Genomic DNA, 24,657 nt, shown 5'->3' with positions numbered 1-24,657 from the left:
ATGCAAGACAACCTGATTGAAATTCGCGACCTGCGGGTGGCCTTCGCCGGGCAAGAAGTGGTGCACGGTGTGAGCCTCGATATTCGCCGTGGCGAGTGTCTGGCGCTGGTCGGCGAGTCCGGCTCGGGCAAGTCGGTGACGGCGCATTCGATTCTGCGTTTGTTGCCGGGCAAGAACGTCAGCAGCAGCGGCGCGATTCGCTACAACGGCGTGGATTTGCTGCACGCCAGCGAACAGCAGATGCGTGGTTTGCGCGGCAATCGCATTGCGATGATTTTCCAGGAGCCGATGACCTCGCTGAACCCGTTGCACACGGTGGAAAAACAGATCAGCGAAGTGTTGGAAATCCACAAGGGCCTCAAAGGCCGCGCCGCCCGCGCGCGGACGCTGGAGCTGCTCGAGCTGGTGGGTATTCGCCAGCCGTTGCAGCGACTCAAAGCCTATCCGCATCAGCTTTCCGGTGGTCAGCGGCAACGGGTAATGATCGCCATGGCGCTGGCCAACGAGCCGGAACTGTTGATTGCCGATGAACCGACCACGGCGCTGGACGTGACCGTACAGCAGAAGATTCTTGAGCTGCTGATCGAGTTGCAGCAGCGCCTCGGCATGTCGCTGTTGCTGATCAGCCACGACCTCAATCTGGTACGCCGGATCGCTCAGCGCGTGTGCGTAATGCGTCAGGGCGAGATCGTTGAACAGGCCGATTGCGAGACGCTGTTCCAAGCGCCGCAACACCCCTATAGCCGGTTGTTGATCGAAGCTGAACCGAGCGGCGCGCCAGTGCCCAGTGAGTACGAGCACAACCTGCTGGAAGTCGATGATTTGAAGGTGTGGTTTGCCCTGCCGAAAAAACTCTTCAGCCGTCAGCAGGATTACATCAAAGCGGTGGACGGCGTCAGTTTCACCCTGCAACGCGGCAAGACCCTGGGGATTGTCGGCGAGTCGGGTTCGGGCAAGTCGACGCTGGGCCAGGCGATCCTGCGCCTGGTCGAATCAGAGGGCAATATCCGATTCGGCAACAAGCAGTTGAGCCTGCTCAATCAGCGTCTGATGCGCCCGTTGCGCCGGCAGATTCAGGTGGTGTTTCAGGACCCGTTCGGCAGCCTCAGCCCGCGCATGTCGGTGCAGCAGATCATCGCCGAAGGCTTGCTGACCCACGGCATCGGCAGCGAGGCCGAGCGCGAGGCAGCGGTGATTCGCGTGCTCGAGGAAGTCGGCCTCGACCCGCAAAGCCGCCATCGTTACCCCCACGAGTTTTCCGGCGGCCAGCGCCAGCGCATCTCCATCGCCCGCGCACTGGTGCTGGAACCGGCGCTGATCCTGCTCGACGAACCGACGTCGGCGCTGGATCGCACGGTGCAGAAGCAAGTGGTGGAATTGTTGCGCCAGTTGCAGATCAGGCATGGGCTGACCTATCTGTTCATCAGCCATGATCTGGCGGTGGTACATGCGCTGGCGCATGACTTGATGGTGATCAAGGATGGCAAGGTGGTTGAACAAGGGTCGTCGCGGGAGATTTTCGCTGCGCCGCAACATCCGTATACCCAGGAACTCCTGAAAGCCTCCGGCCTGAAGCCTGATGAAGAACCCTGTGGGAGCGAGCCTGCTCGCGAATGCGGTGCATCAGTCACATAAGTGCTGGCTGGCCCGACGCTTTCGCGAGCAGGCTCGCTCCCACAGGTTTGATAGGTGGTGTTTGAAATTTATTTTTCCGGCACTGCATCCAATCGCCTCCGCCACGGGTAGTCCCTGTAACAGCCCACTCTGGTGCTGTCAGCGCCCTACCCTTTTCGGAGAATCATCGGATGAACATCACCCAGCTGATTGGCTTCACCGGTTTGCTCGCCTTCACCGCGACCACCTTCGCCCAGAGCAGTTATCCCGACGCGATCAAGGTGCCGGACGGGCACAAGATTGCCCTGGAAACCACCGGGGTTGGCGAGATCACCTACGAATGCCGCGACAAACCCAATATGGCCGGGCAGACCGAGTGGACCTTTGTCGGCCCGAAAGCGGTGCTCAATGATCGCAGCGGCAAACAGGTCGGCACCTATTTCGGCCCGCCAGCGACCTGGCAAGCCAAGGACGGTTCGAAAGTCACCGGCACACAACTCGCCGTGGCACCGTCGAGCCCGGGGAACCTGCCCTATCAACTGGTCAAGGCCAATCCGGCCGAGGGCAAAGGCGCGATGACCGGGGTCAGCTATATCCAGCGTGTCGCGCTCAAGGGCGGCGTCGCGCCGGGCAGTGAGTGCAACATGGCGAACAAGGGCAAGCAGGAAGTGGTGAAGTACCAGGCGGATTATATTTTCTGGGCGGCGAACTGATATTCGGAAGCAGTGCACAATCCTGTGGGAGCGAGCCTGCTCGCGAAGACGGAGTGTCAGTCGCCTTATTACTTTCTGACCCACCGCATTCGCGAGCAAGCTCGCTCCCACAGGGAACCATGCCTCTGGATGTTTGGGAAATGTGAGCTAGATTGCACCCCATGCTTTTACCCGAATCCGTTTTCGATTACGAAGCCCGCCTCGCCGCCTGTGCCCGGGGCGAGCGCGCGGCTTTGCGCGATTTGTATGTGCAGGAAGGCCCGCGCCTGCTCGGTGTGGCCAAGCGGCTGGTGCGCGATACGGCGCTGGCGGAGGACATTGTGCATGAGGCATTCATCAAGATCTGGCACGGCGCGGCCGGGTTCGACCCGGCGCGCGGCTCGGCGCGGGGCTGGATGTTCAGCGTGACCCGGCACCTGGCCTTGAATCAGTTGCGCAAGCAAAGTCGGGAAACGCCGTTCAGCGAAGAACATGAGACAGCGGCGTCTGATGAGGCGGTCGATGTTCACTCGGCGCGCATTCATCGCTGCCTCGAACAACTGGAACCGCAGCGGCGCAGCTGCATCCTCCATGCCTACGTCGACGGTTATAGCCACGCGCAGATTTCCGCGCGCCTCGACACGCCGCTGGGCACGGTCAAAGCGTGGATCAAGCGCAGCCTCAATGCTTTGCGGGAGTGCATGGGATGACCGGCGAATCAGCGCAGGAACGGGATGAACTGGCCGGCGAATACGTGCTCGGCACCTTGTCCTTCGAACAGCGCATCGAGGTGCAACGGCGCCTGCCGAACGATCCTGAGTTGCGCGCGGCAGTCGACGCATGGGAGCGACGTCTGCTGGAGCTGACCGATCTGGCCGAACCTCAGCAACCCTCGGCGCAGCTGTGGCCACGCATCGAGCGCAGTCTCGAACGGCTTACGGTGAAGAAGCCGCTGACCTCGTGGTGGAATCTGCTGCCACTGTGGCGTGGCCTGAGTGCGGCGGGCCTGGCTGCGACGCTGATTCTGGGCGCGATGCTACTGACCCAGACTGCGCCGAAACCGAGTTATCTGGTCGTGCTGGTGGCGCCGCAGGACAAGGCGCCGGGTTGGGTGATTCAGGCGAGCAATGCGCGGGAGATCCAGTTGATTCCGCTAGGGGTGGTCGAGGTGCCGGCGGACAAGGCGCTGGAGTTCTGGACCAAGGCTGACGGCTGGTCGGGGCCGGTGTCATTGGGCTTGGTCAAACCGGGGCAAGCGTTGTCGGTGCCGCTGGACAAGTTGCCGCCGCTGCAACCGAACCAGCTGTTTGAGCTGACCCTGGAAGGCGCCAATGGCTCACCGATCGGCAAACCGACCGGGCCGATTCAGGCGATCGGGCGTGCGGTGAAGGTGCTCTGAGGCTCTGCTACGCGGTTGTCCGCAACCATCATCGACGTCGATGTTCACCATCACGGCAATGAAGTTCTCATAAAAAATTCCGGGCGTAACATCAGCTCCATACCAACCAACAACACCCCGGAGCACACCATCATGAAACGCCAGACTCTTCTCAGCATCGCTTTCTCGGTTTTCGCAGTTAACGCTTTCGCCGCCACCCCGGCGCACACCATGATCGCCGAAGGCGGCTCGGACAAACTGATCGAAAGCCGTCTGGCTGAAGGCGGTTCGGATCGTCTGATCGAACGCCGCGTTGCCGAAGGTGGTTCGGATCGTCTGATTGAACGCCGCGTTGCCGAAGGTGGTTCGGATCGTCTGATCGAACGCCGCGTTGCCGAAGGTGGTTCCGATCGTCTGATCGAACGCCGCGTTGCCGAAGGTGGTTCCGATCGTCTGATCGAACGCCGCGTTGCCGAAGGTGGTTCGGATCGTCTGATCGAACGCCGTGTTGCTGAAGGTGGTTCGGATCGTCTGATCGAACGCCGTGTTGCTGAAGGTGGTTCGGATCGTCTGATCGAACGCCGCGTTGCTGAAGGTGGTTCGGATCGTCTGATCGAACGCCGTGTTGCCTGATGCATCACTGCAAGCGTAACACCGCAGAGAAACCCGGCTCCCGCAGCCGGGTTTTTTATGTCTGCGTGTTTTATCCGGCCTTGGCCATGCAGCGCTTGTAACGCTCGTCCACGCGTTTGGCGAACCAGGCTGTGGTGAGTTTGCGAGTGATCTTCGGACTCTGCAGCACAATCCCCGGCAATACCGCGCGCGGTAACGCCTTGCCTTCGGCCCGCTCCGCCAGTTCGAACACGCGCTGATAGAGTCTGGTCTCTTCGAATTCCAGGGTTTTGCCCTTCTCCAGTTGATCGCGAATCGTCGGGTTGCGCATGCCCAGCGACTTGCCGAGGGTGCGCACCGCCAGTTCGGTACTGCCGGGCATGATCGAGTCGTAGCGAATCAGGTCGCCGTCCAGGGTCAGGGGGATGCCGGACGCGCGGCTGACCGCATTCTGAAACGCGGCATTGCGACTGGCGTACCAGCCGGCGTTGAAATCGGCGAAACGATACAACGGCTCGCGGTAATTCACCGGGTAACCGAGCAAATGGGCGATGCCGAAATACATGCCGCCGCGCCGGCTGAACACTTCACGACGAATCGTGCCGTCCACCGGGTACGGGTAATCCTTGGCATGCTCCTCGGCGAATTCGATGCTGACCTGCATCGGCCCGCCGGTATGAACCGGGTTGAAGCCGCCGAACAGCGTGCGGCCCATCGGCACCATGCCGATGAAGTCGTCGAAAATCGCGCTCAGTTCCTTTTCACTGCGCGCCGCATTCAGACGCTCGCTGTAGGTCTTGCCGTTGGGCGAGCGCACTTGCAGAGCGCCGCTGACCAACAGGCTGGGGATGTGCACCTTGGCGGCGCGGCGGTCGATTTCGTCGCGGGCGATCTTGCCCAGGCCGGGCACCGTCGGGTCGGCCTGGAAAGTGGATTCCTGCTCGGCCACAGCCAGTACCGAACACAGATTCTGCGTGGTGGTGTTGATGCCTTGCGCGGCGAACGCGGCGTAGATGTCCGTGGCCCAACCCTGACGGTCGGCAGTTTTTGCCGGCAACAGGCGAACAATTTCCGCCTTCACTTCGGCCGGCGGACGCGGCGCCGGTTCGTTGCTGCGCTGGCTGGCGCAACCGGCGAGCAGTAGCACCGCGCCGAGAGTAATGAGTAATCGCATGTTGCTCCATCCAATCAAATTAGCCACAACACCATACACAACCCCCGTAGGAGCTGCCGCAGGCTGCGATCTTTTGATCTTGCTTTTTGCAGATCAGATCAAGATCAAAATCAAAAGATCGCAGCCTTCGGCAGCTCCTACACGCTGATGACAAACTGATTGCAAAACGTTACTGCGAAACCCTATCATTCGCGCCTGGAGTCGCATTAGCGCAAGGAGTTCCGCGCCGCCCCTATTTTTCTTTGGCCGCTCGCCTCCAGGATCTGACATGCCCGCTTCAGCTCGACTCGGCGCTCCATTTCGCCCGACTTTGCTTGCCCTGCTGTGCTCCCTGACCGTTACCGCCCACGCCGCTGAAGACAACAGCAAAGCGCTGATGCTCGACGACGTCAACGTCAATGCCCAAGCCCCGACACCCAACGCCCTGCCCCCGGTCTACGCTGGCGGTCAGGTTGCGCGCGGCGGCCAGTTGGGCGTGCTCGGCAATCAGGACATGATGGACGTGCCGTTCAGCGCAGCGTCCTACACCGAGCAATTGATCCAGGATCAGCAGGCGGAAAACGTCGCCGACGTGCTGCTCAACGATTCTTCCGTGCGCCAGGCCTCGGGCTTCTCCAACCAGGCGCAGGTCTTCATGATTCGCGGCCTGCCGCTCAATGGCGATGATATTTCCTATAATGGCCTGTACGGCGTATTGCCCCGGCAGATCATTTCCACCGATGCGCTGGAGCGCGTGGAAGTGTTCAAAGGCCCCAACGCTTTCATCAACGGCGTGACCCCGACCGGCTCCGGCATCGGCGGCGGCGTCAACCTGCAACCCAAGCGTGCCGGCGACGTGCCGCTGCGCCGTTACACCACCGACATCAACAGCGAAGGCCGCATCGGTCATCACTTCGATATCGGCCAGCGTTTCGGTGAAGACAACCGCTTCGGCGCGCGGGTCAACCTGTCGCAACGCGAGGGCGACACCGGCATCGATCACGAGAACCAGCGCTCGAAACTGTTCGCCATCGGCCTGGATTATCGCGGCGACGCGCTGCGGGTTTCCGGTGACTTTGCCTATCAGAAGGAACGCGTTAACGGTGGCCGCAGCTCGGTCAACCTCGGCACCGCCACGCACATCCCGGACGCGCCATCGGCGGACACCAACTACGCGCCGAAATGGGGCTACACCGACATCGAAGACACCTTCGGCATGCTCCGCGCCGAGTACGACCTCAACGACAACTGGACCGCTTACGCCGCCGGTGGCGCCAAGCACACCCGTGAAGTCGGGCGCTATAACTCGACCACGCTGGTCGGCAACAGCGGCGCCTCGTTCACCACCGGCTCGTTCGTCCCCCACGATGAGGACAACACCAGCGTGATGGCCGGCCTCAACGGTAAATTCAACACCGGCCCGGTCAGCCACAAGCTGAATTTCGGCCTGACCGGGATCTGGGCCGAGCAGCGCAGCGCTTATGACTTCGACCTGACCCGTTACTCCAACAACATCTATCACCCGATCACCCCGCCGGCACCGGTCGGCAACTTCTCTGGCGGCGATCTCAACGATCCGGGCATCGTCGGCAAGACCTTCAACCGCAGCGTGGCGATTTCCGACACCCTCGGGTTCTTCGACGATCGCCTGCTGGTCACCGCCGGTCTGCGTCGTCAGCAACTGGTGGTGCAGGGTTACAGCTACGCCAGCTACGGCAGCGGCCCGCGTTCGTCGAGCTACGACGAATCGATCACCACGCCGGTGTACGGCATCGTGTTCAAGCCGTGGGAGCATGTGTCGTTCTACGCTAACCATATCGAAGGCCTGGCCCAAGGGCCGACTTCGCCGACCAGCTCCGGCGGTTTCCGTGTCACCAACGGCAACGAAGTCTACGCACCGAAACGCTCCAAGCAGACCGAACTGGGCGTGAAAGTCGACATGGGCACCTACGGTGCGAGCCTCGGTGTTTACCGCATCGAACAGCCAAGCGATGGCTACTGCGAAATCAACAGTCCGACCACTTGCACCTACGTCCGTGAAGGCGAACAGATCAACAAAGGCGTGGAGATGAACGTGTTCGGCGAGCCGATCGACGGCCTGCGCCTGATCAGTGGCCTGACCCTGATGGACACCGAACTGAAAAACACCCTCAATGGCGCCAACGACGGTAACCACGCCATCGGCGTACCGACCTTCCAGTTCAACGCTGGCGTGGACTGGGACGTGCCAGGCCTGCAAGGCGTTGCGCTGAACGCGCGGATGCTGCGCACCGGCGGACAATACGCCGACGCAGCAAACAACCTCAGCCTGCCGACGTGGAACCGCTTCGATGCAGGCGCGCGTTATGCGTTCAAGGTGTCGGAGAAGGATGTGACCGTGCGGTTCGGTGTTGAGAACCTGGCGAACAAGAAGTACTGGGAATCGGCTCAGGGCGGCTACCTGACCCAGGGCGAACCGCGAGTGGCGAAGTTGTCGGGGACGATCGACTTCTAAGCGTCATTGCGTCGTAAAAAAAGGCCCCGCAGCTTAACGGTTGCGGGGCCTTTCTGGTTTTTGTGGTGCTTGACCGGACGCTTCGCGAGCAGGCTCGCTCCCACACTGGAATGCGTCCCCTGTGGGAGCGAGCCTGCTCGCGAAGAGGCCGGAACTGGCGACCTGATCCATACTTGCTGCACAGCCACAGGAGGACAGCCCCATGAACCGCAGCGACGTGCTGATCATCGGCGCCGGCCCGACCGGTCTGGTCCTGGCGCTGTGGCTGAGCAAACTCGGCGTGCGCGTGCGCATCATCGACAAGACCTCGGCGCCAGGCACCACTTCCCGCGCTCTGGCCGTGCAGGCACGCACCCTTGAGCTGTATCGCCAACTCGACCTCGCCGACACCATCGTGCGTCGCGGCCATCAGGTCGCTGCGGCGAATTTCTGGGTCAACGGCAAACCGGTCGCGCACCTGCCACTCAAACGCATCGGCGAAGGCCTGACGCCCTACGCGTTTGTCGAGATTTTCCCGCAGGACGAGCACGAACGGCTGTTGCTCGAGCGCCTCGAAGATTACGGCGTCAGTGTGGAGCGCAATACCGCACTGGACAGCTTCGAGGAAACCGGCGACACCCTCACCGCCCACCTGCGCCTGCCCGATGGCCGGCAGGAAGTCTGTCAGGCCTGCTATCTGGCCGGTTGCGACGGCGCCCGTTCGGTGGTGCGCAAAGCCCTCGACACCGACTTCCCCGGCGGCACCTATCAGCAGATTTTCTACGTCGCCGATATCACGGCCAGCGGCCCGGCGCTCAATGGCGAGTTGCATCTGGACCTGGACCAAGCGGATTTTCTCGCGGTGTTTCCACTGGCCGGCGAAGGCCGCGCGCGACTGATCGGCACGGTGCGTGACGAACGCGCCGAGCGTGCCGAAACCCTGCAATTTGCCGACGTCAGCAGCCGCGCCATCGAACACCTGAAAGTGCATATCGAAGACGTGCACTGGTTCTCCACCTACCGCGTGCATCACCGCGTGGCCGAGCACTTTCGCAACGGCCGGGCGTTTCTGCTCGGCGATGCCGCCCATGTACACAGTCCGGCCGGTGGCCAGGGCATGAACACGGGCATTGGCGATGCAATCAATCTGGCCTGGAAGCTCGCCGCCGTGCTCAGCGGTGGTGCCGAACCGAAACTGCTCGACACCTACGAAACCGAGCGCATCGCCTTCGCTCGCCGACTGGTCTCCACCACCGACAAGGTCTTCAGTTTCGTCACCGCGCAGGGTCGCATGGCCGATCTGCTACGGATGCGTGTGGCGCCGTTTCTGCTGCCGAAAATGGCCGGGTTCGAAGCCAGCCGCGAATTCCTGTTTCGCACGGTCTCGCAAGTCACCCTCAACTATCGCGGCATGCCACTGAGCCAGGGTGAAGCCGGCCACGTGCACGGCGGCGACCGCTTGCCGTGGGCGCATGATGGCGAAGGGGATAATTTCGAACCGCTACGGCAGCCATGCTGGCAGGTGCATGTGTACGGCGACACCAGCGACGAGATGATCGCCTGGTGCGCCGAACACCACTTGCCGCTGCACGTCTTCGACTGGCGCCCGGCGTTCAAAACGGCGGGGTTGGGGCGCAACGGGTTTTACCTGCTGCGGCCGGATACCTATGTGGCGATTGCCGATAGCAGCGCCGATCCGAAGGTGATCGAACGCTACTTCCTCGATCACGGCATCCGGCCTTTTCAGTGACCTTCACACTTTGTTGGCCAGCCATTCGTCGGAAAGACCTGAACACCTGTCAACTCTGACAGTGGACGCATTGCGCAGCGCCACCTCTAATCATTGCTCACCGTTTTCAAGGAGCAATCAAGATGGAACTGTCCACCGCAGAACAAGTGCAAGACATAGAGGTCACTGGAACATTAAACGCACTGTTCGAAGTCGCCGACCACCAACCTTTAAATGCTGCTTTGATCGAGTTGCGTTCAACCCAGCGGGTAAAATATGAGTTCCGAGGGAGAACGGAGGCCAACGACAGGTCTTTTATATTTCAAATTTTCAGCGATCTGGAAGATGGAACATATGAAATACCTTCGACCTACTACCAGTACGCCGCATTCTACTTTGCAAATCATGCAGGTTGGACGTACGCATCGCCCAATCAATCAATCTTGCATCTAACGATTTCTGAAAATAAAACTCGTTTCAGTGGAGTAATCAAAGCTGATTTCGATCCAGTCGAACACAAAACTGGTGCTTCAACGCTGTATGTCACTGCGTCGCTAGGTGTCAAACTCAGCAAAGCTCTTTTCTGATAAAAATCGAATCATGGAGACGATCGCAACCTGACGCCTCTGCCTACAAGGAGCAACCATTCCATACAGGCAATGCTGCAAGTTGCGATTCCTTTCTCAGATCCCCGCCAACGCCAGATCCATCGCAAAGTAAGTGAAGATCAGATCCGCCCCCGCACGCTTGATTGCGCCAAGGCTTTCGCGGACCACGCGATCCTCATCGATCGCCCCAGCCTGGGCGCCGAACTTGATCATCGCGTACTCGCCGCTGACCTGATACGCCGCCAGTGGCAGGTTCGAGGCCTGGCGGATGTCGCGGATGATGTCGAGGTAAGCACCGGCCGGTTTGACCATCAGCGCATCGGCACCTTCCTGCTCATCGAGCAGCGATTCGCGCAGGGCTTCGCGGCGGTTCATCGGGTTCATCTGATAGCTTTTGCGATCGCCCTTGAGCGCGCTGCCGCCGGCCTCGCGGAACGGGCCGTAGAGTGCCGAAGCGAATTTGGTCGAGTAGGCCATGATCGGAATCTGCGTGAAGCCGGCAGCGTCGAGCGCCTGTCGAATCGCGCGCACCTGGCCGTCCATCGCCGCCGACGGCGCAATCACGTCAGCCCCGGCGCGGGCGGCCGCTACGGCTTGCTTGCCGAGGTTGATCAGGGTCTGGTCATTGTCGACCTCGTGGTTGTGCATCACGCCGCAATGGCCGTGATCGGTGTACTCGCAAAAACAAGTGTCGGACATCACGATCATTTCCGGCACGGCGTCCTTGGCAATGCGCGACATGCGCGACACCAGACCGTCTTCGCGCCAGGTGTCACTGCCGTTGGCATCGAGATGATGGGACACGCCAAAGGTCATCACCGACTTGATGCCGGCGCGGGCGTAGCGCTCGATTTCACTGGCCAGTTTACGCTCGGGGATGCGCTGCACGCCGGGCATGCTGGTGATCGGCACGAAGTCGTCGATGTCTTCCTCGACGAAGATTGGCAGCACCAGATCGTTCAGACTGAACTCGGTTTCCTGGAACAGACTGCGCAGGCTCGCATTGCGGCGCAGACGGCGGGGACGTGCTTCGGGGAACTGACTGGACATGGGGCCTTTCCTGAAAACAGCGGATGAGACGAAAGTCGTAGGGGGCGAAGCTTATGCCTTGCGGCGGGTGCGGGACAAACCTGGATCAATCAAGAGAGCGTTACCGGGCTTGTAATAATCCTGCTGCTGATCGCGCATTTGCCCCTGTGGGAGCGAGCCTGCTCGCGAATGCGCTGGGTCAGACACGAAAATGGTGTCTGATACGACGCTTTCGCGAGCAGGCTCGCTCCCACAGAGGCGACTGTGTCGGGTCAGGACGGGATGGTCAGGCCACGAATGACCGCCGGGCGAGCGAGAAACCGCTCCAGCACCCGTGTGACATTGGGGAAACTCTCAATCCCGACCAGATCCCCCGCCTCGTAAAATCCGAGCAGATTGCGCACCCACGGGAACGTGGCGATGTCGGCGATGGTGTAGCGCTCGCCCATGATCCAGTCGCGGCCTTCGAGGCGAGTGTTGAGCACATTCAGCAGGCGTTTGCTCTCCTCGACATACCGATCGCGGGGACGCTTGTCCTCGTAATCCTTGCCGGCGAATTTGTTGAAGAAACCGAGCTGGCCGAACATCGGGCCGATGCCGCCCATCTGCCACATCAGCCATTGGATGGTCTCGTAGCGCAGCGCGCCTTCCTGAGCGAGCAACTGGCCGCTCTTGTCGGCCAGATAAATCAGGATCGCGCCGGATTCGAACAACGGCAGGGGTTTATCTTCCGGGCCATGCGGGTCGAGGATCGCCGGGATCTTGTTGTTCGGGTTCAGCGAGAGAAATTCCGCCGAGGTCTGGTCGTTGGTGTCGAAACCGACGCGGTGCGGCTCGTACGGCAGGCCGATCTCTTCGAGCATGATCGACACTTTGACGCCGTTGGGGGTCGGCAGGGAGTAGAGCTGAATCCAGTCCGGGTACTGCGCCGGCCATTTCTGAGTAATCGGGAATGCAGACAGATCGGTCATTGGAAGCATCCAGTCACAAATTGAAAACCGATCATAAAGTAGGCCTGCCGCTGCGCCTACACGAACCGTAACATCCTGTCGCTAACCTGCCTGCATGCCCGCAAAGGTTGCCGTTAGAGTGCTGCGCACTGGCCCGGATCGAACCAAACGGGCATTACAGGACTCTGAGTTATGCCTTTCTCGCAGAGGAAGCTGTTTATGACAGGGAAACACCCGGTGCTGGGAGCCCGCGGTGCAAAGGTTTGTCAGCCTTAACCGATTTTGCTGAAGAACCCTCGAATTGATGACGAACCTGATGAGTTTCGCCAAACGTTTCAAACATCGCGCGTACGTGGCCCTGCCCTCCCTGCTGGCAGTCAGCGCGCTTTTTCTGTCCCTCGAATCCAGCGAAAGCCGCGCCCAACCGGCGGACGGCACACAGACGCTGGTGTTCCTGCGCCACGCGGAAAAGCCCGAAGGCGGCCTCGGCCAGCTCAACTGCCAGGGCCTGAACCGCGCCATCGACCTGTCGACGCTGCTGCCGGAAAAATTCGGCAAGGCCGATTACGTATTCGCCGCCAACCCGACACGCAACGTCGAGGAAGGCGAGCTGGACAATTCCTACAGCTACATTCGTCCGCTGATGACCATCAGCCCGGCCGCGATCAAGCTCGGCCTGCCGGTGAACATCGAGTTCTCCGCCAACGACACCAGCGATCTGGCCCGCGAGCTGCTGGACGAGAAGTATCACAACTCGACGATCTACACCGCCTGGTCCCACGGTTATCTGCCGGATCTGATCAATAAGGTCGCTGGCAACGCAGTGGGCGAGCGGCAGAAGATCACCGATGACTGGGCCGGCGATGACTTCGACTCGCTGTATGTGCTGACCCTGAAGTGGCACAACGGCAAGGCCAGTTTGCAGAGCCATGTCTACAAACAGGGGCTGGATAACGGCAAGGACACTTGCCCGACCTGAGTTTTGTATCGCCCGATCTTGCGTCTTCGCGAGCAGGCTCGCTCCCACAGGGGAACGCATTTCAACTGTGGGAGCGAGCCTGCTCGCGAAGAGGCCAGTTGCTTGCACCTCAAGCCTTCTGGCTCACCCGCTCGCGCAAATACTCGATCACCGCCTGACGCTCCCCGGCAAACTCGATCCGCCCGCCCTTCTTCTCGCGCTGGAATACATACATCGGGTCGTAGTACTCGCGCAGCAACACGCTTGTCCAATCGCGAAACAGCTCGACCGAACCGCTAAGGGCCTGTTCGGCCAGTGCCGCCTCCATCTGACCGTACAGTCGTTGATAGCGCTCGCCACCCAGGCGACGCTGAATATTGTTCAGGCTGGCAATCAATCGCTCGGCATATAGGGCGAAACCCACCTGCTCGCCATGCAAGGCGACGAACTCGGCGTGCAGGTCAATCACGTAATCCTGCAGGATTCGCTCTACCCGATTCTCGAGGCTGTCTTCAAGCCAGACCAGCGGTGCCGCTTGCATGCCCCGGTACAGCGGCAACGGCAAGGCACAGCTGCCGACCACCCGACTCTCATCTTCCAGGACAAATTGCCCGATCCCGCGGGCGCGCTTTTTCAGCACATCGACAGCCAGGCGATTTTCGAAATCGATGTTGCCCGGTTGCCCGGTGGCGCGCTTGCCGAAACTCGAACCGCGGTGATTGGCATGGCCTTCAAGATCCAGACCATTGCTCAACTGCACCAGCACTTCGGTCTTGCCAGTACCGGTCATGCCACCGAGCAGAACCAGATCGCATTCGGCCACAGCCTGATCGACGGTTTCCAGGAGGAACGTGCGCATGGCCTTGTAGCCACCGCCCACACGCGGGTAATCGATGCCACCCTCGTCCTTGATCCATTGCTGGACGATCTGTGAACGCAGGCCACCGCGGAAACAATAGAGATAGCCGTCGGGGTGGTTACGGGCGAATTCGACCCAGCCCTGAATGCGTGCCTCCCGAACCTCGGCCGACACCAGCCGCTCACCCAGTGCAATCGCGGCTTGCTGCCCGTGCTGTTTGTAACAGGTGCCGACCTGTTCGCGCTCACGGTCGTTCATCAGCGGCAGATTGATCACACCCGGGAACGCGCCGTGGGAAAATTCAACCGGCGCGCGGACATCCATCATTGGCCGGTCGTTGAGGAAAATATCGCGGTAGTCGGTGCAGTCGCGGAGCATCAAATCACCTCGACCGCGTTCGTCTGTCGCTCAACCAGTTCGCCGATCGGCGCAAGGCTCAGGCCCAGTTCGGCGGCGACGCCGAGGAACTCGGCATTACCTTCAGGCGTGACCGCAATCAGCAGACCACCGCTGGTCTGCGGATCGCACAGCACGCGTTTGTGCAACTCCTGCACGCGGCCAACCTTGCTCGAATAGCTGTCGAAGTTGCGCAGCGTACCGCCCGGCACGCAGCCCTGATCGAGGTAGTACTCGACGCTGTCCAGACGCGGCACGCGGTCATAGGCGATGCGCGCGGTCAACTGGCTGCCGTCGGCCATTTCCACCAAGTGCCCGAGCAGGCCGAAACCGGTGACGTCGGTCATCGCCGTAACGCCGGCGAGTTTGCCGAAGCGGCTGCCAGGCTTGTTCAGGGTGCACATCCAGTCGCGGGCGACACCGACGTCGGCGGCGCGCAACTTGCCCTTCTTTTCGGCGGTGGTGAGGATGCCGATGCCCAACGGTTTGGTCAGGTACAACAGGCAACCGGCGGTAGCGGTGTCGTTGCGTTTCATGTGGCGCTTTTCCACGAGGCCGGTGACGGCGAGGCCGAAGATCGGCTCCGGCGCATCGATCGAATGCCCCCCCGCCAACGGAATGCCCGCCGCGTCGCACACCGAGCGACCGCCACGAATCACTTCCCGCGCCACTTCCGGCGCCAGCACATTCACCGGCCAGCCGAGAATTGCAATCGCCATCAACGGATCGCCACCCATCGCGTAGATGTCGCTGATCGCATTGGTCGCGGCGATACGGCCGAAGTCGAACGGGTCATCGACAATCGGCATGAAAAAATCGGTGGTCGACACCACACCACGCTCGGCATCGATCTCATACACCGCCGCGTCATCGCGCGATGCGTTGCCGACCCAGAGTTTTGGATCAAGGTTCTGTGCGCCGCTGCCGGCGAGGATCACTTCCAGCACCTGCGGGGAAATCTTGCAGCCACAACCGGCGCCATGGCTGTATTGGGTCAGACGAATCGGCTCGCTCATGGGAGAGTCTCTGGTAATGAATGGGGCGGATTCTAGCAGAGCGCGAGAGCGCAGATTTTTGTGCTGACCGAGCGGCCCCTTCGCGAGCGGGCTCGCTCCCACATTTGTAGCGTGGTCTCCTGTGGGAGCGAGCCCGCTCGCGAAGGCAATCGAACCTGCCTGCACCGCCCAGTCAGCCCCGCCTGCAAACCTCAGCAAAAATCTGCGTAATCGGCCGATGCGGCTGGCGCTTGTGCATCCGCCGCACTTGTTCGCTCAGCCGCAACAACTCTTCACTGGGCTTGGCCCATTGCTCCTTCGGCAGCGGCTCGGACCAGGCACGCATGACTTCCGGCAGCGCCTGCTTGCCGATTCTTTCCAGCCGACGCACTTCCCATTCGACCAGACGATTGGGAATCGTCCATAAAGTCATGACGTGATACAGGTACCAAAAAAATCCCGACAGCCGCGAGCGGTGGCCTTCACGGATCTGCTGATGCATCCGCGCGCGGGCATTGCGGAAAGTGTGCAGGCCTTCGTGGGGCGGGTCGTCCGGGCCTTGCAGATCCTGCAAATCCTGAATTGATTTGAGGTCGTTGACTTCGTACTCCATGTAACCGCGAATCGCTTCCCAATGGCTGATCGCGAGCTCCAGGCCGGCGCATTGGAATTCAAGGCTGGTGAGGGTATCGCCGTGATGAAAACCGATGCCCATGCCATATTGACGATGGATGCCGAATTGGGTGGTGCCTTTGGCTTCGATGATCCACGCGGACAGCGATTCCCACGGGACAAAGACCGGCTCGATGGCGCCTTCGGGCATGAAGCAGACTTCGCGGCGTTGGCGGTTGAAGCGGGTTGGAATGAGGGAGAGGCGTTTTTTATGGAAGTGGTGCCAGACGCCTAGGCCGATGAACAGCGTAAAAGGCCCGGTAAATACAGTGTTCTCGCAAGCCTCTTCGAAGATGGCAAGCATTGACGCCCATATGGCTTCTTGACCATAGCCGAAAATAATCCCCAAAAACCCAGTAATAACTGGGAATAAAAAAAGCACCGAGAACGACGTAGCAAATGGCCCTCCCAACGTCATTTGCCACATGAAAACTTGCGGCTGGCCTAATCCGAAGTCCATGTAAACATCGTTGAGCTCACCGATATGTGGGCCATAAGGGGGCATCGGTGTGGGCAGTGGCAACGGTGCGAGATAGGTGATCTTTCCGCTTGGAAACGGCTCTACATCACCCGCTCTTCTAATCACCTCAAATTGCGCATCAACAAGAGGCTCATTGTGATTATTCAGCATGGTCAGCCCATTCGAGGTATTGAGTTTCTACCAGCAGTACCGGAGGGTTTTCCTTGACCGACCCGGCAGCAACAACTGAAAAATGGCCACCACCCCGAGGGTCTCCCACCTCGGCCAAGATCAACCGAAACATCCGCAGCCAGCGCGGTCCCCTGTGGGAGCGAGCCTGCTCGCGAAGGCGCTCAAACAGGCAAAAAACCTCCCTCCCTCTGGTCACAAAACTGCTCTGCATCAGTCCACAACCCGCCTGCAAACCTCAGCAAAAATCTGCGTAATCGGCCGGTGCGGCTGGCGCTTGTGCATCCGCCGCACTTGTTCACTCAGTCGCAACAGCTCTTCACTGGGCTTGGCCCATTGCTCTTTCGGCAGCGGCTCGGACCAGGCACGCATGACTTCCGGCAGCGCCTGCTTGCCGATTCTTTCGAGTCGGCGCACTTCCCATTCGACCAAACGGTTGGGAATCGTCCATAAAGTCATGACGTGATACAGGTACCAGAAGAACCCCGAAAGCCGCGAGCGCCGGCCTTCACGGATCTGCTGGTGCATCCGCGCGCGGGCGTTACGAAAAGTGTGCAGGCCTTCGTGGGGTGGGTCGTCTGGGCCTTGAAGGTCTTGCAGGTCCTGAATCGATTTGAGGTCGTTGACTTCGTACTCCATGTAACCGCGAATCGCCTCCCAATGGCTGATCGCGAGCTGCAGGCCGGCGCATTGGAATTCGAGGCTGGTCAGGGTTTCGCCGTGATGAAAACCGATGCCCATGCCGTATTGGCGATGGACGCCGAACTGGGTGACGCCCTTGGCTTCGATGATCCACGCGCTGAGCGATTCCCATGGAACGAAGACTGGTTCGGACGCCCCTTCGGGCATGAAGCAGACTTCGCGGCGTTGGCGGTTGAAGCGGGTTGGGATGAGGTAGAGGCGTTTTTTGTGGTGGTGGTGCCAGACGCCTAGACTGATTGTTAGAGTGAGAAATAAAACCTCTAAGCCAAGTATTTTGGACTCTCGAAAAATCTCTTGTACGTAGGTCCAACTTTCCCACCCGTCTCCGGATGCCAGCCCAAGAATGCCTCCTGCCACAGGTGTCAGACAGACGAACCAGAAAGCAAGACTGAAAGGACCGCCCAAGGTCATCTGCCAAGAAAATATCTGTGGAGAGCCTGTGCCAAGATCCATGTAGACCTGACTGAGTTCGCCTATATGAGGCCCATAAGGGGGGATGGAAGTTGGTAATGGAAGTGGTGCGAGATAAGTGATTTTTCCACTCGAAAATGGTTCGATGCTTCCAGCTTTTCTGGCTTGCTCACAGATCGTCGTGTTAATCGGCTTGTGGGGTTTAATCTGCATGGTCAACCCGCTCAAGAAACTGGACTTCGACCAGCAGTATTGGTGGTTTCGTTTTTATTTGCTTGGCTCCTACCACCGGAAAGTGGCCCTTTCCCCGTGGATCAAGGTGAATGACACGAGTTCGCGATATCCCCTCACCTTTTTCATTCGTTGACTCAATGCAAACTGCCAACTCAAGGGTTTCTTTCGCGGGCGTGTATTCAGAATCGAGATTGACTGGATACTTAAGACACAGCACTAATCCATCGGGATCAGACTTAGCGATACTTAGACTGGCTAAAATCTCGTCGCTGATAACTTCTCGCTCTTCCCGTGGCACTCCTCGGCTATGCAGCGGAACGGAAATACGATGCGCTCCTATACCTAAACGATGCTTGGATTTCCCGCCAAAGGGTGGCAGCAATTCACTTAGTGTCAGGCTGGGTATGACTAGATGGATATCGCCGGGTTTGGGTGTGAGCAACAGTTTTCTCAACCATGACACGTCCTGATTCGAACCGATCTGAACATAGGGAGCGTTGATCAGAAAGGCTAAATAACTTTGATAGTCGTGAAGTGTATGATCGCCACGCATCTCGGCATCTCTACCCCATGGTGTGATCCGTAACCATTTGTCATGAGCACTGATGTTGTAGCGGTTGAACAGCCAGGCCCCGCTCAACTCAAGCAAGGTGAACAACGCGCCGGCAAGATTAAACCGGAAAAAGACTGTAGAGAGACGGGTTCCGGCGGCGGCCCATGCAGCTGTTCTCGCAGCGTTGTTTGATGCAGTGAGTACCTTGTAGCTTGCAGACAAAGTTTGTCCCAGACCATAGGCATTAGCCGACGTCATTCCATTTGCGCCTAAAACTGCGAGCGCGGCGGCCCTCTGTGCCGACGGATTACCACTGCGAATTGACTGTTGCCAATTTTCGAGTTGTTTTGCGAGATTGACTGCTGAGGTTACCAACCCCAGACCGTAGGTAAGAAAGCCCAGTCCGATGTGCAACTTGCCCATTTGTATGTGTACGCTTTGCAATGCCTCGTGCTGAACCCTGGCAATCAGCGCGTCGCTGCGAGCCTGCAACGCAGTATTGGCGAGGCTTTGCCCTGCAGTGAATCCAGCAGCCCCCGTAGCAGCGAGCGCATTGGCGAAAGGCCCCCACACCCTTTTATTCGCTGTTTGCCTACGCAACTCATGGAAAACTGCTGCCAAATTCACCACCTGCACTAACACCACCACCAACCCCATCCCCTCCGTCCGCACCAGGCTCGCCTTCGAAACTCCCGCCACTCCCGCGCGAATGTTCTCCAGCAATCCTCGCAATTCCCCTTGCTGCGCCGGCGGAAACACCACCGTCAATCCCGCTTTCGCCGGGGTGGCGCCATACAGCCGTGCCGAGCGATCCGGCAGTTCGTCAATCGGGCTTAGCGCTGCCGCAAGGCGGCCTTCGAACAAGGCCAGTTGCGTGCGCACGCGGACGATTTCCTGCTGCAATTCCACCGCCCGGGCGGTTTTGTGGCCCTGGCGGTTTTTGTTGTGGGTGAGCTGGTTGCGTTCGCGGTTGAGGGTTTTCAGGTAGTCGCGTTCGCGCAGCACTTCCTTGATCGTGGCTTGCAGCGCCGCTTGTTCCGCCGGGGTGGATACGGTGAAGGTCACGCCGCTGGTTCGCGCGGCGTCGAAGACGCGCAGGCGCAGGGCCTTGGGCAAGCGCTGGAACAGTTCGTCGAGGTCGGGGATTTTCTCGCCGGCAAGATCAAAGCCTTCCAGCGCCCGGCTCAGGCCGAGGTTCAGCGCCGGGCTGTAGGTGTCCTGCACGGCATCGGCGAGGACGCGGCTGTGTGCCGGCAGATCATCCAGCGCGGGCAGCTGCGGCTGCTCGATGCTCTGCAATTTGGCCAGCCAGTCCGGCAGGTTGTTGAACATCGCCATGCCGGCGTTGAACAGCGTTGAATATTGCCCGGCCTGTTCGGTCTGCAAACGCAGCGACAAGGTGTAGAACAACGGGCGGGTCAGTTGCGGGTGTTGTTCGAGGTAATCGAGCATTTGTTCGTTGGCCGCGTCGCTGCGGCCGATGTCCTTGAGGCAGGCGTATTCGCTGGCGAGCGCCTGATCGATCTGCGCTTGGCCGTCGAAATACCAAGCCGAGCGATGGAAACGCCCGGCGCACAGCAATTGCGCGCGGTCGGCGGTGATGCGTTCGAGCAGGCGATTCCAGCGTCCGAGGTTGTCGCGATGATTGTTCAGCACCTCGTCCATGGCCGGGCGGTCGATCAGGTCGTTGATGCCGCGTTTGCCGCTGAGCAACGGGCCGTCGAGCACGTCTTTCATGCGCCGGCTCTGATCTTTGCCGAGGTCAACCAGTGTGCTCAGGTGACGCTCGACGAAGTCGGCCGGGGCGACTTCAACAAAATATTCGCGGGTATAAAAGCGTCGGTCCGCCTCGGCGGTGACGCGAGCATGTGCGGTGAAATCCGGGGCGACGCCGTCGAAACGGTTCAGCGCCAGTGACTCGTCCAGTGCCTTTTCGCGCTGTTGCTGCAGTTCAGGTCGAGCCTGGGTATCGGTCGGGACAACCTCACCACCTTTGTTCAAATACTCGAGCAGCGCCTGCCGGGTATTTTCCCGATCCGGCTCGGGCAATTGCTCCAGTTCAGCGAACAATGCCTGGGCGCGCGGATCGTCGCTGGCCTTGGCCAGGGTGTCGAAATCCTGAGCGCCGAGCTGGCTCAGCGACTCGATGTAACTGGCCAGCAGATAGTCGCGCTCGTTGTTGTCGGTGTTGCTCCACTGCTCGATCCAGCCGACCACCAGGTCCTGATAATTAGCCAGATCACGCATCACCCCGAGGTCGTCGTTGACCAACAGAAACAGCGTGTCGTCCTGATAAGGTCCGCGCACCCGGCCAAGAAATTCGCCGATATGCGCCTCGCGAAAACGCCGTGGGTTTTCCCACAGATAGGGCTCACGCTCGTGCTCCGGCGCGTCGCTGACCTGCACCGCCGGCATCCGCGTCGCGTCCGCCTCGGCCAGCGGTTTCGCGGTGCAGGCCACTTCCGCCAGCCACTGTTTGGCCTGGGCCACGGTGAGCAGATGCTCGCCGCCGATCAGACAATGCACCGGGCCGAGATCGACCGCCTGCAGGAAGTGCTCGCGCTCCTCCGCGCTGTCCAGCACCTGTCGGCACTTCGCCGCGCTCAACTGCACGTCGGCGAAGGTCACGTAGAGGGTGCTTTTACGCGAGAAGATCAAAGCCGGACGTTCTTCGATGGCGCTGCGCTGCTCCTCGCTGACGCTTTTGCCGCGATGCAGCAATGCGCTGATGACGCCGTCGAGCACGCGGTATTCGTAGAGCTCACCGCTGAGGCTGTCGACGATGTACAGCCAGCCATCGCGCAGGCGGCGGATGCCCATGGGGCGCGTGGTCAGGGTGTACGGCAGCGTGATTTCGGTGCTGGGGTCGAAGGGTTTTTCCACCAGGCCGTACGCGAGGGGCAATAGTTGCACGTGGGTGTTGCGCAAGGGGCAGGCGGCGGGTGCACCAATAGGTGCTTTCGAGGCGGCTAACGCATCGAGGTTGGCGGGGTGGTTCATGATTGATGTCTCTCAGAGGCCCATCGAAAGGCTATTGCAGCGGCAATCGCAACGCGCTCGCCGGGGGATTGCAGCGAAGGTGTGTGCATCAGCTGATGGATCTGCGGATGCCGACTGCACGCTGCATCGTCCAGCCATGCCACCACGTTGGCGTACAGCAGAATCTCGGACGGGCTGCTCAAGGCAAGCTCGCTGGCATGGGCGTGGATGCGTTCCAGCAATTGCCAACGTTCAACTGCCGTGTCCCCGACATGAAAGTCAGGAAAGTGCTTGAGCAGGTGGGTATCGATGTCGAGCAACACTCGCCGCCGATCCACCCGATCCAGCGCGGCATCCTGCTCCGCACTCAACCGATACGGCGCCACCAGCGCCCCACCCTGCCCGTGCCGAGGTCGCTGACAGTGCCAGACTCCCCGCGCGCCATCCGCCGTGACCACGCACCCCAGCGGCCCGAACAGACTCGCATCGCCGCTGGCAAACAGCGCCTGCGCCACGGCGGCATCCGCCAGCCGCAACAACACCGGCGAGCCGACCGGCAACTCGACGATCAGCAACTGACGCAAGTGCGCGACGATTTCATGCGCCGGCGCGGCGCTGAACAACAGCACGCCCCATTCCTGTTGGGCGTACTGGCGATAAAACCGCGCCACCGGATCGTCGGCGTCAGCGAGCGCCACCAGCAGCGGCGAGACGTCACGCAGGGCCGAAAACGGTGGCTGGTCGTACAGCGCAAAAGCGTTGGCGGCGGGGTCGAGCCTTCGCAGTTGCGCCGGCAAATCCGCGATCGTCGCACCGTCGAGCAGCACAAACGCCTGCTGCTCAGCCCACGGCAAACCTTCAGGCCAATCCGTCAAAAGGCTCATGCCTGGGCCGCCTCGCAAATCAGGCAACGCGAGGTCCGCGTGGTCAGCAGCGCATGCCGTTGCTGCACGGCATCGAACGTCGCCTTGAGCAACGGCGCGGCCCCCGGCAGCAAGGGTTCCGCTGGCAGACACACCGTCGGCGCCCCGCCCTGCACCACCGGCACACTGCTGAAAATGCCGGCGGCGCCGACCGTCAGCCAATGCCCGCCAGCAGCCAGAGTGATCTGCAGGCCGCTGTTGAAAACCACCTGCTCGCCCGCGCCGAAATGCAGCTGCTGCGCGGCACTGACGCGCTGGCTGGCGACCCGCACATGCTGCTCGCCCTGCACCCACAGATGATCGTCCTGCTTGAGTTCAGTCAGGCGATTGCCGTGGGTCAGGTGATGTTCCTCGTCGCGCAACTCAAGGCTGGAGACGCCGCCAATCACTTGGCTGTGCAGGTTGTCGATCTGCACACGCAAGTCGTTGAGCACGTGCTGCACCAAGTCGCGCTGCGCCCTGATGGAGATTTCTTCCGCGCCTTGCCGGTCCTCGATGCGCAGTTCGTTGTAACCACCGCCACCGGGACTGCTCTGGCTGCGCCAGATGCTACGCGTCTGTTGCGCCGGCAGGTCCAGTGGCACCGGGGTTTCGGCGTTGGGCAGGCAGGCGAGCACATGCGGTTTGTCCGGATCGCCATCGGTGAACCCCACCAGCACTTCCATACCGACGCGAGGAATCTGCACGCTGCCGTAGCGGTCATGCGCCCAGGCAGTGGCCACGCGCAGCCAGCAACTTGACTGTTCATCACGCTGGCCGTCGCGATCCCAGAGCATTTGCACTTTCACGCGGCCGTAGGCATCGCTGTAGATTTCTTCGCCGGGCGGGCCGGTCACCACTGCCAACTGACTGCCGCTGACGCGCGGTTTGACATGCCTGAGCTGCGGGCGAAACACCACGTCCCACGGCGTCGCGACGAAATGGTTGCGATAGCCCTGACTGAAACCATCTGCGTCAGCCTGCTCGGTGAACGCTTCCTCGAGCACTTGCGGCTGTTTGCCGATGTGCTCGACCTCGGTCAGCAACCATAAATCGTTGCAGTCGGCGCGCGAGTAATCCGCCATGGTCATGAAACTGCCACCGCGCATCAGCGCCTGATTGCTACGTCCGTTAGCCAGACGATAGTCGGCACCATGGCGCTCCAGCGCACGCTGGCTGAGGTGCTTGCCGCGCTCGCGATGGGTGAACTGCCCGGGAAACTCATAATCTTCCAGCAGCGGAACCCGCGCTGCACTGACCTTGGCGTCCAACTGCACTGCGGGCTTTTCGAAGTGATAGTCGCGGCGCTCGACGAGGTTGGAGCGTGGCTCCAGGCGCACAGTGAACTGGTCGATAACCGGCGCATCGGCAACCAGGCCGTTGCCCTGCAAATAGCGCGTCGTCACGTCGTGTTTGAGGAACGCCGTTTGATCGTCGCCGAACACCAACAGGTGCGCCTCACGGCGGTGACGGAAGTGAAAGTGCAAGCCCTCCTCTTCGCACAGCCTCTGGATGAAGTGCAGATCGGATTCCTGGTATTGCACGCAATACACCCGCGCCGGGTACTCGGCGCTGAGCTGAAAATGCCAGGCATCGGCCTGCATGCCGTGATCGCCCAGCACATTGGCGATGATCTGCGGCACGCTCAGGTTCTGAAAAATCCGCTGGTTGCGCCGATGCGCGAGGTAGGCAAGATGTGGCGCCAGGGTGATCTGGTAACGGCTCAGCCGAACACCGCAATTACCTTGACCGACCCGATAGACCAGCCCGTGCATGCCGCTACCGTCGGCACCGAAACAGAGAAAGGCCGGCCGATGCAGCAAGCCTTCGAGATCCACATCGGGGCGCTCGCTGACCAGCTCGAGATCCAGTTCATAGGTCTGGTTGAGCACTTCCCGGGTGCGAAAGCCGAACACTTGAAGATCGTGGGCAACGCCTTCTATCTCGAGAGTGAAAACAACGGGCCTGCCAGCGATGCGCATCCACCTGTCCCTGTGTCTGATTGAAAGACGAGACTGTGCAACGGTGCACTGCAATGGGTGAAGTCAGACCTTTCCCTGTTTTGCCGGCCTGCGAGCGAAAAGGACGTGGCCCACAGAGAAGCGGCCG

Annotated in this window: 19 protein-coding genes; 9 read left to right on the top strand and 10 right to left on the bottom strand. The window is 60.4% G+C overall.

Annotated features, from left to right (window positions below; translation table 11 throughout):
- The 5 genes from ACV8MC_RS16430 (at position 1) to ACV8MC_RS16410 (ending at position 4,317) form a co-directional block, all read left to right on the top strand.
- Positions 1-1,635: an ABC transporter ATP-binding protein gene (locus ACV8MC_RS16430; protein ID WP_457262647.1), complete on the top strand. Its 1,635-nt coding sequence runs from the start codon at positions 1-3 to the stop codon at positions 1,633-1,635.
- A 170-nt stretch (positions 1,636-1,805) separates the two neighbouring features.
- Positions 1,806-2,327: a DUF3455 domain-containing protein gene (locus ACV8MC_RS16425; RefSeq protein ID WP_056788662.1), complete on the top strand. Its 522-nt coding sequence runs from the start codon at positions 1,806-1,808 to the stop codon at positions 2,325-2,327.
- Between the two features lie 161 nt (positions 2,328-2,488).
- On the top strand, positions 2,489-3,016 hold the full coding sequence (locus ACV8MC_RS16420; protein WP_457262645.1) for a sigma-70 family RNA polymerase sigma factor: 528 nt from the start codon (positions 2,489-2,491) through the stop codon (positions 3,014-3,016).
- Positions 3,013-3,705, top strand: coding sequence for an anti-sigma factor (locus ACV8MC_RS16415; RefSeq protein ID WP_150741205.1), 693 nt, complete (start codon positions 3,013-3,015; stop codon positions 3,703-3,705). Before ACV8MC_RS16420 ends, ACV8MC_RS16415 begins: the two co-directional genes overlap by 4 nt.
- Before the next feature lie 132 nt (positions 3,706-3,837).
- Entirely contained in the window at positions 3,838-4,317 is a 480-nt protein-coding gene (locus tag ACV8MC_RS16410) for a hypothetical protein (RefSeq protein ID WP_024013496.1), read from the top strand.
- A 70-nt stretch (positions 4,318-4,387) separates the two neighbouring features.
- Here ACV8MC_RS16410 and ACV8MC_RS16405 read toward each other — a convergent pair whose 3' ends face one another.
- The gene (locus tag ACV8MC_RS16405) at positions 4,388-5,470 is read right to left on the bottom strand and encodes a DUF1615 domain-containing protein (RefSeq protein ID WP_315435410.1); all 1,083 of its coding nucleotides are present in this window, start codon (positions 5,468-5,470) and stop codon (positions 4,388-4,390) included.
- Positions 5,471-5,738: 268 nt separating this feature from the next.
- Between ACV8MC_RS16405 and ACV8MC_RS16400 the strand changes: the two genes are divergently transcribed.
- The 3 genes from ACV8MC_RS16400 (at position 5,739) to ACV8MC_RS16390 (ending at position 10,238) form a co-directional block, all read left to right on the top strand.
- Complete coding sequence (locus ACV8MC_RS16400) at positions 5,739-7,943, top strand: TonB-dependent receptor (protein ID WP_457262642.1); 2,205 nt, start codon at positions 5,739-5,741, stop codon at positions 7,941-7,943.
- A gap of 202 nt (positions 7,944-8,145) precedes the next feature.
- A complete protein-coding gene (locus tag ACV8MC_RS16395) occupies positions 8,146-9,672 on the top strand; it encodes an FAD-dependent oxidoreductase (protein ID WP_252867916.1) in 1,527 nt (508 codons plus the stop codon).
- Between the two features lie 122 nt (positions 9,673-9,794).
- Entirely contained in the window at positions 9,795-10,238 is a 444-nt protein-coding gene (locus tag ACV8MC_RS16390; RefSeq protein WP_252867917.1) for a hypothetical protein, read from the top strand.
- Between the two features lie 96 nt (positions 10,239-10,334).
- Here ACV8MC_RS16390 and hemB read toward each other — a convergent pair whose 3' ends face one another.
- Complete coding sequence (gene hemB, locus ACV8MC_RS16385; RefSeq protein WP_016775388.1) at positions 10,335-11,309, bottom strand: porphobilinogen synthase; 975 nt, start codon at positions 11,307-11,309, stop codon at positions 10,335-10,337.
- A gap of 251 nt (positions 11,310-11,560) precedes the next feature.
- Complete coding sequence (locus ACV8MC_RS16380) at positions 11,561-12,259, bottom strand: glutathione binding-like protein (RefSeq protein ID WP_236169571.1); 699 nt, start codon at positions 12,257-12,259, stop codon at positions 11,561-11,563.
- 283 nt (positions 12,260-12,542) lie between these two features.
- On the opposite strand from ACV8MC_RS16380, the gene ACV8MC_RS16375 reads away from it, so the two are divergent.
- Positions 12,543-13,217 (top strand): hypothetical protein, encoded by a 675-nt coding sequence (locus tag ACV8MC_RS16375; RefSeq protein WP_024013504.1) that lies wholly within the window; start codon positions 12,543-12,545, stop codon positions 13,215-13,217.
- A 109-nt stretch (positions 13,218-13,326) separates the two neighbouring features.
- Here ACV8MC_RS16375 and mnmH read toward each other — a convergent pair whose 3' ends face one another.
- The 7 genes from mnmH to tssI all read right to left on the bottom strand — a co-directional run bounded on the left by mnmH (position 13,327) and on the right by tssI (position 24,530).
- Positions 13,327-14,433 (bottom strand): tRNA 2-selenouridine(34) synthase MnmH, encoded by a 1,107-nt coding sequence (mnmH, locus tag ACV8MC_RS16370; protein WP_236169570.1) that lies wholly within the window; start codon positions 14,431-14,433, stop codon positions 13,327-13,329.
- Positions 14,433-15,467 (bottom strand): selenide, water dikinase SelD, encoded by a 1,035-nt coding sequence (selD, locus tag ACV8MC_RS16365; protein WP_076563594.1) that lies wholly within the window; start codon positions 15,465-15,467, stop codon positions 14,433-14,435. Before selD ends, mnmH begins: the two co-directional genes overlap by 1 nt.
- 172 nt (positions 15,468-15,639) lie before the next feature.
- The gene (locus ACV8MC_RS16360; protein ID WP_457262638.1) at positions 15,640-16,749 is read right to left on the bottom strand and encodes a hypothetical protein; all 1,110 of its coding nucleotides are present in this window, start codon (positions 16,747-16,749) and stop codon (positions 15,640-15,642) included.
- 231 nt (positions 16,750-16,980) lie between these two features.
- Positions 16,981-18,093 (bottom strand): hypothetical protein, encoded by a 1,113-nt coding sequence (locus ACV8MC_RS16355; RefSeq protein ID WP_457262636.1) that lies wholly within the window; start codon positions 18,091-18,093, stop codon positions 16,981-16,983.
- Positions 18,083-21,667 (bottom strand): toxin VasX, encoded by a 3,585-nt coding sequence (locus ACV8MC_RS16350; RefSeq protein WP_457262634.1) that lies wholly within the window; start codon positions 21,665-21,667, stop codon positions 18,083-18,085. The genes ACV8MC_RS16355 and ACV8MC_RS16350 overlap by 11 nt, the downstream gene beginning before the upstream one ends.
- Positions 21,664-22,530: a DUF4123 domain-containing protein gene (locus tag ACV8MC_RS16345; protein ID WP_150634879.1), complete on the bottom strand. Its 867-nt coding sequence runs from the start codon at positions 22,528-22,530 to the stop codon at positions 21,664-21,666. Before ACV8MC_RS16345 ends, ACV8MC_RS16350 begins: the two co-directional genes overlap by 4 nt.
- On the bottom strand, positions 22,527-24,530 hold the full coding sequence (gene tssI / locus ACV8MC_RS16340) for a type VI secretion system tip protein TssI/VgrG (protein WP_457262632.1): 2,004 nt from the start codon (positions 24,528-24,530) through the stop codon (positions 22,527-22,529). Before tssI ends, ACV8MC_RS16345 begins: the two co-directional genes overlap by 4 nt.
- Positions 24,531-24,657: the final 127 nt, after the last annotated feature.

The sequence above is a fragment of the Pseudomonas sp. PK-RTE-24 genome, assembly GCF_054052265.1.
Note: the sequence above shows the minus strand (reverse complement) of the source record. Positions and strands in the feature narration are given on the sequence as shown.